Below are 12,117 nucleotides of genomic sequence, written 5' to 3' on the forward strand. Positions count from 1 at the left end.
GGTACTAATAAGCCGAAGACTTGACACACACTTTTTTCCTGACCCTTTCGGGGGTTGGGGCTCGCGTCCACTTTGTGGTTCCCGACAGACGATCGGGAATCAAACTGAATAGTTCAGCTACCCCACCGGTGTGGGGTGTCGACAATCCGTTTTGCGGGTTGCAGGCACCAATCCGTTGGTGGGGGATGGCTGGAACCTGTTTGATCCGGAATTGATCGGGTCGATGGTGTTCCGGTGGTCATAGCGAGAGGGAAACGCCCGGTCACATTCCGAACCCGGAAGCTAAGCCTCTCAGCGCCGATGGTACTGCAAGGGGGACCTTGTGGGAGAGTAGGACGCCGCCGGACTTCTTTTCATGATGTGGCCATCGGCCCTCCATCGAGAGCAACAGCTCTCGTGAGGGCCGATGGCCATTTTCTGTTGCATCAGGGGCGCTCGAGGTCGACTCTGCTTCCCGTCCATGATGGACTGGGTGGAGCACACGGCCCGGGGTGCTTCATCTACACAACGACACAGCGGACGATCGCCGAGACACGAGTCATCGGCACGCGACGAGGAGCAACGGTGGCGAACGACGACGAACAGCGACGAGACGGCCGAGACGGAGACCGTCCGGATCGATCGCGACGTGCAGGCGACAGCGGTCGTTGGTCGTCTGGTCCTCGCGACTTCGAGCGTCGTGAAGGCGATCGCGCGGAACGTGGTGCTCCGCGCGGTGATCGTCCTCGCGATGAGAGCTCCGACCGCCGGCCGGCCGGCCGTGACTTCCGCGATGGTGGCGCTCGGAACGATCGTCCTTCGTGGCGCTCGGACCGGCCCGCATCCGACCGCCCTCGTCGTGATGGTGATCGTCCGTTCCGTGGGAGCGATGACCGTCCGCGTCGTGATGGTGATCGTCCGTTCCGTGGGAACGATGACCGACCGCGCCGGGACGGAGACCGCCCGTTCCGTGGGAACGATGACCGTTCCCGTCGTGACGGGGATCGACCGGTGCGCAGCGGTGGCAATGACCGTCCGTTCCGTGGGAGCGATGACCGTCCGCGCCGGGACGGAGATCGCCCGTTCCGCAGTGGCGGCAACGATCGTCCGTTCCGAGGGAACGATGACCGTCCCCGTCGTGATGGTGATCGTCCGTTCCGTGGGAACGATGACCGTCCGCGTCGTGATGGTGATCGTCCGTTCCGTGGGAACGACGACCGTCCCCGTCGTGATGGTGATCGTCCCTTCCGTGGGAACGATGACCGTCCCCGTCGTGATGGTGATCGTCCGGTGCGCAGCGGTGGCAATGACCGTCCGTTCCGTGGGAGCGACGACCGTCCGCGCCGTGACGGAGACCGCCCGTTCCGCAGTGGCGGCAACGATCGTCCGTTCCGTGGGAACGATGACCGTCCGCGTCGTGATGGTGATCGTCCGTTCCGTGGGAGCGACGACCGTCCCCGTCGTGACGGAGATCGTCCCGTACGGAGCGGCGGCAACGACCGCCCGTTCCGTGGGAGCGACGACCGTCCGCGCCGGGACGGGGACCGCCCGTTCCGCAGTGGCGGCAACGACCGGCCGTTCCGGGGCAACGACGACCGTCCGACCCGCGATGGTGGCGCCGAACGCAAGCGCTTCGGCGACGGCAACCGATCGGCCGGAGCGCGCTTCGGCGAGGCAGCCCGTGACGACTGGGAAGACCGCGACCCCTACGGCACCCGATCGATCCGCCCGCGCCACGACGACCCGGAGATCCCGGAGGAAGTGGATGCGCGTGACCTCCACCCCGCCGCTCGTGCTGAGCTCAAGACACTCAGCAAGGACAACGCCGACTGGGTCGCGCGACACCTCGTCACCGCGGCGCTGCTCGTCGACTCGGACCCGGAAGAAGCGAACCAGCACGCGTTGAGCGCAGCCCGGCGTGCCGGCCGGGTGGCCGTCGTCCGGGAGACCGCGGCGATCACGGCGTACCGCCTGGGTGACTTCGCCACGGCCCTCCGTGAGCTCCGCACGTACCGACGCATCTCGGGTCGGAACGACCAGCTCCCGATGATGGTGGACTGCGAGCGTGGCCTCGGGCGCCCCGAGCGTGCACTCGAGCTCGGGCGCTCCGTCGACCGCGCCGCACTCGAGACGCCGGTGCAGGTCGAACTCGCGATCGCGATGTCCGGCGCTCGGCTGGACCTCGGGAACCCCACAGCCGCGCTGGGTGAGCTGGAGATTCCACAGCTCGACCCCTCGACCGCCTACAGCTGGTCGCCGGCGCTCTACAGTGCTTACGCGGCCACGCTCGAGGAGCTCGGTCGCCAGGACGAGGCCGACGAGTGGTGGGCCCGTGTCGACCGCGCGGCCGAAGCCCTCGCGGAAGCCGCTGAAGACGATGCTTGGGAGACAGTGGATGTGGTCGAGGAAGCGATCGAAGTCGACGAGTTCGACGGGTCCGAGGACGACGGATCCGAGGACGACGAATCCGGAGACGACGAGTCCGTCGAACTCGACGACGCCGAACTCGGCGACGCCGAGCCGGGCAACGGGTACGTCAGCACCCTCGGGGACGACGACCTCGACGACGACACCGACGACGCCGCCGACCAGCCCGGAGAGATCGACGAGGACAACCCCCGCGACATCGACGGCTCCGCAGCCGGCTGAGTCACCGCGCACTCCGGTCGACGGCATCGACGTGGTCCTGACGGACCTCGACGGTGTCGTCTACCGGGGTCGGAACGCGATCCCGCACGCCGTGGAGGCCCTCACCCGGGCGGCGGCGTCGGCGCGCGTCGGCTACATCACCAACAACGCCTCGCGCCGTCCGGTGGACGTCGCCGAGCACCTCGAGCGGTACGGGCTCCAGGTCACCGCTGACGACGTCGTGACGTCCTCGCAGGCGGGGGCGCGGTTGCTCGCCACGCTGGTGCCGGCAGGTTCGACCGTGTTGGTGATCGGTGGGCTGGGACTCACGACGATCGTCGAGCAGGCGGGCTTCGTGGTCACCGACAGTGCGGACGACAGCCCCGCAGCGGTGATCCAGGGGTTCTCGCCGGACCTCGGGTGGCAGCAGCTGGCCGAGGCGTCCTTCGCGCTGGCGGATGCCTCCGTGCCGTGGGTCGCGACCAACATGGACTGGTCGATCCCGGTCGAGCGCGGCATCGCGCCCGGCAACGGCACCCTCGTCGCGGCCGTGCACCAGGCCGTCAGTCGCATGCCCGTGGTGGCGGGGAAGCCCGAGCGACCGATCTTCGACGCCGCCCTGGCACGGTTCGGCGGCGGACGACCGTTGTTCATCGGTGACCGTCTCGACACGGACATCAAGGGCGCGAACGACGCCGGCATCCCGAGCGTGCTCGTGCTCACCGGCATCGACCAGCCCAAGCAGGTCCTGGCCGCGGATCAGCGCTCGCGGCCGACGTACGTGCTCAAGGACCTCCGGGGACTGCACGAGCCGTACCCGGTGACCATCCGCAGTGAGGACCCGGACGGCACCCGTCGGGTCACCGTGGGGGAGTCGACCGTCTCGATGCGCGGGCACGTCGTCCGCGCCGAACAGGTGGGACCGGACGAGATGGACCTGTTGCGCGCCGGCGCGACCGCGATCTGGGACTCCGGCCTGGCGATCTACGGCCTCGACGTGGACCCGGCGCTGTACGGCGGCGAGTAGCGTGTCGGGCGTGGAACCAGCCCGGACGGACGACGCGACGGGCTCTGCCCTCCCGGCCTCGTCGGGCGGTGTGCCAGCGGTCCCTCAGGCTGTCCCCGGGCCATCGCGATCGATTCCCGGTGGGTCTCGCAGCGGAGCGGCGACCGAGGAAGCCGAGAGCGTCGGGCGCCGAGCTGTAGAGGTGGAGCGTCTTCCACTGGCTGACCGCGCGGACGCGTTCGCAGCGCTGCACGACGAACTCCGGACCCGACTCGAACAGGGCGGGGATGCTCGTGTCTGACCACGACGCCGCCGTGGACCCGGTGACGACGCCGGTCGGCACGATGCGCCTCGACGCCGCGATCCCGGCGCGGGGTCTGGCGCGCTCCCGGACCGCAGCGGCCGCCCTCATCCAAGCCGGTCGTGTGACGATCGACGGGGTCCCGGTCGTGAAGGCCTCGACCCCGGTCACCGCCTCCGCGGACATCGTGGTGGACGCCGAGGACGAGTGGGTCTCCCGCGCCGCGCTGAAGCTCGTCGGCGCGCTCGATGCATTCGGCGTCGATCCGGACGGCCGGACCGTGTTGGACGTGGGCGCCTCGACCGGCGGGTTCACACAGGTGCTGCTGGCACGGGGAGCCGCGCGCGTGATCGCCCTGGACGTGGGTCACGGTCAGCTGGCGCCGGTGATCGCCCTGGACGACCGGGTCGTCGTGGTCGAGGGGGTCAACGCCCGGAACCTCACGAGCGCCGACTACCTGGCCCTCGACCCCGCTGCGGAGCGCACCAGCCTGGTGGTGGGGGACCTGTCGTTCATCAGCCTCCGCATGGTGTTGCCCGCACTGGTCGAGGCGGTCCAGGCCGACGAGTTCGTCCTCCTGGTGAAGCCGCAGTTCGAGGTCGGTCGGACCGGCATCCGTGAAGGGATCGTCCGGGATGCGTCGTTGCGCCAGGACGCGCTCATGAACGTCCTCTGGACTGCGTGGGACCTGGGCCTCGGAACGGCGGGGTTGGCACCGTCGCCGATCGTCGGTACCCACGGCAACCACGAGTACCTCGCGCGTCTCCAGCGAGGTGCCGGGGAGAACCCGACAGAATGGATCCTCCGGGCGACGGAACTGGCGGAGGGAGCTCCATGAGCGACGAACGACACATCCTGCTGGTCTCGCACACCGGACGGCGCGACTCGATCGACGCCGCGGTCGAGGTGTGCGACATCCTGCACGATGCCGGCGTGACCCCGGTGATGCCCTTCGACGAGTACGCCGACATCCGTCGGGCCGAAGCGTCGGTCGGTCAGGTCGACATCCTGGGCGTCGACGTCCGTCCTGACGAGATCGAGATCGTCATCGTCCTCGGCGGCGACGGGACGATCCTCCGCGCCGCCGAACTGGCGCGGGGCACCAAGGCCCCGATCGTCGGCGTCAACCTCGGCCACGTCGGCTTCCTCGCCGAGAGCGAGCGCGACGGCCTGGCCGAGACGGTCGAGCGCGCCCTGACCGGCGAGTACAAGGTCGAGGAGCGCGTGGCCCTGCAGGTCGACGTCGTCGTCGGCAACGAGATCGTCTACTCCAGCTGGGCGCTCAACGAAGCGACGGTCGAGAAGGCGTCCCGTGAGCGCATGCTCGAGGTCGTCACCGAGGTCGACGGTCGGCCGCTGTCCTCCTTCGGGTGCGACGGTGTGGTGTTCTCGACCCCGACCGGTTCGACCGCGTACTCCTTCTCCGGCGGCGGCCCCGTGGTGTGGCCCGACGTCGACGCGATCCTGATGGTGCCGCTGAGCGCACACGCCCTGTTCTCCCGTCCGATCGTGGTCGGACCGGATCGGGTCCTCGCGGTCGAGGTGCTGCGCCGGACGAGCGGTGTGGGTGTGCTGTGGTGCGACGGGCGGCGGACGCACGATCTGCCTCCCGGCGCTCGGGTCGAGGTGCGGCGGTCCCCGGAGCCGGTGCGTGTCGCCCGGATCAAGGACGCCGCGTTCGCCGATCGTCTGGTGGCGAAGTTCCGACTTCCGGTCGCCGGGTGGCGCGGGCCGCAGCGTGACGACGAGGACGTGTGACGCGGCCGTCCAGCCGCACCGGCCGGTCCCGCACGGGCCACGAGCACGACCGACCCCCACGAGCACGACCACCGGCACGAACACGAGCACCGGCACCAGCACGAGCACCGGCACCACGACGTGAACCAGCAGCAGGAGCACATCCAGTGATCGAGGAAATCCGCATCTCCGACCTCGGCGTGATCGGCGACGCCACCCTCGAGCTCGGCCCCGGCTTCACCGTCGTCACGGGGGAGACCGGCGCCGGGAAGACGATGATCGTCACCGCGCTCGGCCTGCTCCTCGGTGCCCGTGCCGACGCCGGCTCGGTCCGCCGCGGCGCGCCGAACGCCGTCGTCGAAGGACGCTGGCAACTCCCCGACCACGCGGCCGTCGCCGAGCGGGTCGAGGACGCCGGTGGGACCGTGGAGGACGGCGAACTCATCCTGACCCGCACGGTCTCCGCCGAGGGCCGCAGCCGCGCGACCGTGGGCGGCCGCAGCGCTCCGGTCGCGGTGCTCGGCGAACTGGCGGACCAGCTCGTGACCGTGCACGGACAGTCCGACCAGATCCGGCTGACCTCCGCGGTGGCGCAGCGGGCGGCCCTCGACGGCTTCGGCGGCGCGGCGGTCGAGAAGGCCCTGGCGAAGTACGTCGCCGTGTACGACGCGTGGCAGCAGCACGCCGGTGACCTCGAGACGCTGACTCGCGACCGCGACGAGCGGCTCGCCGAGGCCGGGCGCCTCCGTGAGGCCTCGGCCGAGATCGAGGCGGCGGACCCGCAGCCGGGCGAGGACACCGAGCTCGCCGACCGTGCCGAGCGGTTGGGGAACCTCGAGGACCTCCGGCTGTCCGCAGGCCTGGCGCACGAGGCGGTGTCGAGCGAGTCCCTCGACGGTCCGGACGTCATCGGTCTCGTCGAGTCCGCCCGACGCGCGATCGAGCGCGTCGCGGGCGTCGACCCGGCACTGCAGCCCGTGCTCGAGCAGCTCACCGAGCTGGGGATCCAGGCGAGCGAGGCATCCGCGTCGCTGTCGAGCTACATCGGCTCCCTCGAGCCCGAGGCCGGCCACGACCTCGAGCTCATCAACGAACGCCGGGCACTGCTCGCCGGGTTGATCCGGAAGTACGGCGAGAGTGTCGAGGACGTCATCGCCGCGGGGCAGCGGGCGTCCGACCGACTCCTCGAGCTCGACGGCGACGATGACCGCATCGTGCAGCTGCAGCAGGCGGTCGAGGCCGACCGGGCAGCGCTCGAGGCGGCCGGCGCTGCGCTCACGAAGGTACGGACGAAGGCGGCGACGGACCTGGCGAAGCGGGTCACCGCGGAGCTGAAGAGCCTCGCGATGGCCGGTGCGACCCTGGTGGTCGAGGTCACCGACGCGGGCGAGTTCCGGCGACACGGGCGCGACCAGGTCGCGATCCTGCTGCAACCGCACTCGGGCACCGACCCGCGGCCGATCGGCAAGGGTGCGTCCGGCGGGGAGCTCTCACGCGTGATGCTCGCGATCGAGGTCGTGATGGCCGGCAGCACCACCGTCCCGACCTTCGTCTTCGACGAGGTCGACGCGGGCGTCGGTGGTGCCGCGGCGATCGAGATCGGTCGGCGCCTGGCGGCGCTCGCCGAACGGACGCAGGTCATCGTGGTCACGCACCTGGCTCAGGTGGCGGCGTTCGCGAACAACCACCTCAACGTCGTCAAGGACGCCAGCGGCGCGGTGACCTCGTCGAGTGTCCGCCGCCTCGAGGGTGACGACCGCCTGCAGGAGATGGCACGGCTGCTCTCCGGACTCGGCGACAGTGCCAGCGGCATGGAACACGCACGCGAACTCCTCGAGGTCGCCGGCCGCTCCGCATGACCCTCCGGCACGACAGCCGGGAGGCACGCCCCGCCTCGGCGAGCACGCCCCGCCCCGCCCCGACGAGGACGCCCCGCCCCGGCGAGCACACCCCGGACGCAACGCGCCCGGCGAACGCGGGTCGCGCCTCCCGGCACTTCTGACGTACGATGGAATCCCGTGGCGGACACTCTCAGCGGCGGAACCAATTCTTCGAACGCGACCCCGAAGGTGACGAAGCAGATCTTCGTGACCGGCGGGGTCGTCTCGTCTCTCGGCAAGGGCCTGACGGCGGCCAGCCTCGGCAACCTGCTCACGGCACGCGGCCTCAAGGTCGTCATGCAGAAGCTCGACCCGTACCTCAACGTGGACCCGGGCACGATGAACCCGTTCCAGCACGGCGAGGTCTTCGTGACCGACGACGGCGCCGAGACGGACCTGGACATCGGGCACTACGAGCGCTTCCTCGACATCGACCTGGCGCAGTCGGCGAACGTCACGACCGGGCAGGTCTACTCGACGGTCATCGCCAAGGAGCGTCGCGGGGAGTACCTCGGTGACACCGTCCAGGTCATCCCGCACATCACCGACGAGATCAAGCGTCGGATGCGCGAGCAGTCCGAGAACGACCCCCAGCCCGACGTCATCATCACCGAGGTCGGTGGCACGGTCGGTGACATCGAGTCGCAGCCCTTCATCGAGGCGGCACGGCAGGTGCGGCACGAGCTCGGTCGGAACAACGTGTTCTTCGTGCACGTCTCGCTGGTGCCGTTCATGGCGGCCTCGGGTGAGCAGAAGACGAAGCCGACGCAGCACTCGGTCGCGCAGCTCCGCTCGATCGGCATCCAGCCGGACGCCCTCGTGCTCCGCTCGGACCGCCCCGTCTCGGACGCGAACAAGCGCAAGATCGCACTGATGTGCGACGTGGACGAGGACGCCGTGGTGAACGCGGTCGACGTCCCGTCCATCTACGACATCCCGACGATGCTGCACGACCAGGGTCTCGACCAGGTCATCATCGAGGCCCTCCGCCTCGAGGCGCACGACGTCGACTGGTCTCGCTGGAACGGTGTGCTGACCGCGGTGCACGAGCCGAAGAAGGCCGTCACGATCGCCCTGGTCGGCAAGTACATCGACCTGCCCGACGCGTACCTGTCGGTGACCGAGGCGCTGCGTGCCGGTGGCTTCGCCCACACCGCCAAGGTGACGCTGAAGTGGGTCGCCTCGGATGAATGTCTGACTCCCGAGGGCGCCGCGAAGAACCTCGGCGATGTCGACGGCATCTGCATCCCGGGCGGGTTCGGGATCCGTGGCATCGAGGGCAAGCTCGGTGCGTTGAAGTTCGCGCGTGAGCAGAACATCCCGACGCTCGGCCTGTGCCTCGGTCTGCAGTGCATGGTCATCGAGTACGCCCGCCACGAGGCCGGCCTGCTCGACGCGTCGAGCACCGAGTTCGACCCGGAGACCTCCACCCCGGTCATCGCGACGATGGCCGAGCAGGTCGACATCATCGCTGGCGGTGACCTCGGCGGCACGATGCGCCTCGGCATGTACCCGGCGAAGTTCCTCGAGGGCTCTCTGGCCGCCGAGCTGTACGGCGCGGACGAGGCGTCCGAGCGTCACCGTCACCGCTACGAGGTCAACAACCACTACCGCGAGCAGATCGCGGACGCCGGCATGGTGTTCTCCGGCACCTCACCCGACGGCACCCTGGTGGAGTACGTCGAGCTGGACCGTGCGGAGCACCCGTTCTACATCGGCACCCAGGCGCACCCGGAGCTCCGGTCGCGTCCGAACCGCGCGCACCCGCTCTTCGCGGGTCTCGTCGGTGCGGCGATCGAGCGCAACGAGTCGACGCGCCTGTTCGACCCGGAGACCGAAGCGGTCGCCTGATCCGACAGGTCGCGGTCGCGACCACGCGTGTGACGGGAGGCTCCCCACCAGTTGGTGGGGAGCCTCCCGTCCGTCATCCGCCGGTCTGTACGCGCGTCGACCACGGTGGGGCAGGATGGCGAGGTGACTGACGCACCGATCGCCGACGAATCCGCCTCCTTCCACGTGACCGCCTCCGAGCGGGTGTTCGAGGGCGCGGTCTGGGACATCACCCGCGACACCGTCGACTACAACGGCAAGGACATGGTCCGCGAGTACATCGACCACACCGGTGCGGTCGCGGTGTTCGCGGAGGACGAGGACGGCCGCGTGCTGGTCATCCAGCAGTACCGGCACCCGGTGCAGCTGCGCGACTGGGAGCTGCCGGCCGGACTGCTGGACCACGAGGGTGAGGACCACCTGACCGCCGCGAAGCGCGAGCTGGCCGAGGAGGCCGACGTCGAGGCCGACGACTGGCAGCACCTGGTGCGGTACAACACGTCCTCGGGTGGGAGCAACGAGTTCATCGAGGTGTTCCGGGCGACCGGCGTGCGGGCGACCTCGTCCGCGTTCGAGCGGGAGGCCGAGGAGGCCGACATCGAGATCCGCTGGGTGCCGCGTGCCGAACTCGTGGCCGGGATCCTCGAGGGGCGCCTGCACAACTCGGCGCTCATCGTGGCGACGCTCGCGGTGGAGGCGGCCGAGCGCCGCTAGCGACCTCGGCCGTCCCGCGCCGCAGTAGCCTCGTCGGGTGATGCCGTTCGAGCGTGCCGTGCAGGACTACCTGCGGCACGTCGCCATCGAGCGGGGCCTGTCGCAGCACACCCTCTCGGCGTACCGGCGCGATCTCGTGACGTTCGGTGCGTGGGTCGGTGCGCAGCCCGTGGTGGAGTCCACCGGGGCCGACCGTGCCGGCGGGGCAGTCGTGCTCGAGGACGTCGGACGCCTGGCGCGAGCGGACCTCGCCGGGTTCGTCCAGTACCTGACCACGCGACCGGAGGGGCCGCTGGCGCCCCGCTCGGTCGCGCGGATGCTCAGCTCGGTGCGCTCGTTCTCGGCGTTCGCCGCCGGCGAGGGGTGGCTGCCACTCGACCCCGGAGCCTCGGTCCGCCCGCCGAAGGCCCCGATGCGCCTGCCGAAGGCGATCTCGGTGCACGACATGGAGCGGCTGATCGGGTCCGTCGTCGGCGACGATCCCGTGCAGCTGCGCGATCGGGCGCTCCTCGAACTGCTGTACGCGACCGGTGCCCGCATCTCGGAGGCGGTGGGCCTCTCGGTCGACGACGTGACCACGCTCGCCGACGTGGACGGGGTCGCGGACGAGGACACCGACGTCTCCGTGGTGCGGGTCACCGGTAAGGGGAACAAGCAGCGCATCGTGCCGCTCGGCAGTTACGCCCGGGCAGCGGTCGACGCGTACCTGGTGCGGGCGCGGCCGGTGTTCGCCGCCCGGGGGGCCGGGACGCCCGCGCTGTTCCTCGGCGCGCGGGGCGCTCGACTGTCGCGGCAGAGCGCCTGGCTCGTCATCCAGGCGGCTGCGGACCGGGCCGAGCTGACGGCGCACGTCTCACCGCACACCTTCCGGCACTCCTTCGCCACGCACCTGCTCGAGGGCGGCGCGGACGTCCGGGTGGTGCAGGAGCTGCTCGGACACGCGAGCGTCGCGACCACGCAGATCTACACGCTGGTGACGGCGGACATGCTGCGCGACGTGTACCAGACGGCACACCCGCGGGCGCGGCGGTAGGGATCGCGGCGCTGCTGGGAACGTGGGACCCTGGGCGCATGGACCTCGAGGTGGGGCCGGGGCTGACGATCCCCGAGTCCGAACTGCAGTGGCGGTTCTCGCGGTCGTCCGGCGCTGGTGGCCAGCACGTCAACACGTCCGACAGTCGCGTCCAACTGACGTGGGACGTCGCCGGGTCGCCGGTGCTCAGCGACGAGCAGCGGACGCGCATCCTCGAGCGGGTCGCCCGGCGCACGGCCGCGGGGACGATCACCGTGACGGTGTCCGAGCGGCGGTCGCAGTTGCGCAACCGTGAGGCCGCCCTCGACGCGCTCCGTGGACTCCTGCGGGACGCGCTCGCCCCGACCGGCCCGCCACGGCGCGCGACCCGCCCGACGCGTGGCTCGCAACGCCGCCGCCTGGCGGGCAAGCAGCAGCGGTCTGCGACGAAGCAGCAGCGTCGGCGGCCGTCGGAGGACTGATCGACGCCTGACGGCCAGGCAGGCGCCGGGCTCAGAACAGGTGCAGGTGCCCGTTCGCGGCGACGACACCGGTCGCGACGGCGAGCACGAGCGCGGACGCTCCGACGCTCTGCCCGACGACCCGCCAGGGACCGGTCGCGCCCGGACGCACCAGCGCGATCAGGCCCGCGGCGATGCCGAGCAGGCTGCAGAGCCCCCACGGGTTCATCACGAGGGACACGATCGCCGCCACCACGGCGAGGACCGCGAACACGCAGAACCGTCGGTCGGTGCTGCCGTACGCCCACGAGCGGGCCTCGACGGCGCGGGCCGACGCCTCGACGGAGAAGGCCGGTCCGGCGGGCATGGCGGTGAGGACGGACACGATCGGGTCAGGTGCCTCGCGGGGCAGCACCCGGGTCGCCTCGCCCCAGGCGTGACCGTCCCACCACCGCAGTCGTGCGGTGTCCTGCGGGTCCGGGAACCAGCCGGCGGCCGGCAGCGTCACGGGGAACTCCTGGTGTGTGCGGGTGTCGTCAGTGCCTCTCGACGCTACCTGGCACGTGCCG

The 12,117-nt window shown here is 70.5% G+C and carries 10 protein-coding genes and 1 rRNA gene; 10 read left to right on the forward strand and 1 reads right to left on the reverse strand.

Annotated features, from left to right (window positions below; all coding sequences use genetic code 11):
* The first annotated feature begins 230 nt into the window (after positions 1-230).
* The 10 genes from rrf to arfB all read left to right on the forward strand — a co-directional run bounded on the left by rrf (position 231) and on the right by arfB (position 11,569).
* Positions 231-347 (forward strand): 5S ribosomal RNA (rrf, locus tag DEJ25_RS04425).
* A 1,393-nt stretch (positions 348-1,740) separates the two neighbouring features.
* Entirely contained in the window at positions 1,741-2,628 is an 888-nt protein-coding gene (locus DEJ25_RS04430; RefSeq protein ID WP_111043916.1) for a hypothetical protein, read from the forward strand.
* A 31-nt stretch (positions 2,629-2,659) separates the two neighbouring features.
* On the forward strand, positions 2,660-3,634 hold the full coding sequence (locus DEJ25_RS04435; protein ID WP_258366320.1) for an HAD-IIA family hydrolase: 975 nt from the start codon (positions 2,660-2,662) through the stop codon (positions 3,632-3,634).
* A gap of 323 nt (positions 3,635-3,957) precedes the next feature.
* Positions 3,958-4,752 (forward strand): TlyA family RNA methyltransferase, encoded by a 795-nt coding sequence (locus DEJ25_RS04440; protein WP_111044083.1) that lies wholly within the window; start codon positions 3,958-3,960, stop codon positions 4,750-4,752.
* Positions 4,749-5,672 carry an NAD kinase gene (locus DEJ25_RS04445; RefSeq protein WP_110904138.1) on the forward strand — a complete coding sequence of 308 codons (924 nt, stop codon included), beginning with the start codon at positions 4,749-4,751 and terminating at the stop codon, positions 5,670-5,672. The genes DEJ25_RS04440 and DEJ25_RS04445 overlap by 4 nt, the downstream gene beginning before the upstream one ends.
* Before the next feature lie 146 nt (positions 5,673-5,818).
* The gene (recN, locus tag DEJ25_RS04450; protein WP_111043917.1) at positions 5,819-7,510 is read left to right on the forward strand and encodes a DNA repair protein RecN; all 1,692 of its coding nucleotides are present in this window, start codon (positions 5,819-5,821) and stop codon (positions 7,508-7,510) included.
* A gap of 159 nt (positions 7,511-7,669) precedes the next feature.
* A complete protein-coding gene (locus DEJ25_RS04455; RefSeq protein ID WP_111043918.1) occupies positions 7,670-9,382 on the forward strand; it encodes a CTP synthase in 1,713 nt (570 codons plus the stop codon).
* Positions 9,383-9,505: 123 nt separating this feature from the next.
* Positions 9,506-10,075: an NUDIX hydrolase gene (locus DEJ25_RS04460; RefSeq protein WP_181421607.1), complete on the forward strand. Its 570-nt coding sequence runs from the start codon at positions 9,506-9,508 to the stop codon at positions 10,073-10,075.
* 40 nt (positions 10,076-10,115) lie between these two features.
* The gene (locus tag DEJ25_RS04465) at positions 10,116-11,108 is read left to right on the forward strand and encodes a site-specific tyrosine recombinase XerD (RefSeq protein ID WP_111043919.1); all 993 of its coding nucleotides are present in this window, start codon (positions 10,116-10,118) and stop codon (positions 11,106-11,108) included.
* Between the two features lie 38 nt (positions 11,109-11,146).
* Positions 11,147-11,569, forward strand: coding sequence for an alternative ribosome rescue aminoacyl-tRNA hydrolase ArfB (arfB, locus tag DEJ25_RS04470; protein WP_111043920.1), 423 nt, complete (start codon positions 11,147-11,149; stop codon positions 11,567-11,569).
* Positions 11,570-11,600: 31 nt separating this feature from the next.
* Here arfB and DEJ25_RS04475 read toward each other — a convergent pair whose 3' ends face one another.
* Positions 11,601-12,056 (reverse strand): DUF2510 domain-containing protein, encoded by a 456-nt coding sequence (locus DEJ25_RS04475; RefSeq protein WP_111043921.1) that lies wholly within the window; start codon positions 12,054-12,056, stop codon positions 11,601-11,603.
* Positions 12,057-12,117 lie beyond the last annotated feature (61 nt).

Source organism: Curtobacterium sp. MCPF17_011, from assembly GCF_003234145.1.
In the GTDB taxonomy this organism is placed as follows: domain Bacteria; phylum Actinomycetota; class Actinomycetes; order Actinomycetales; family Microbacteriaceae; genus Curtobacterium.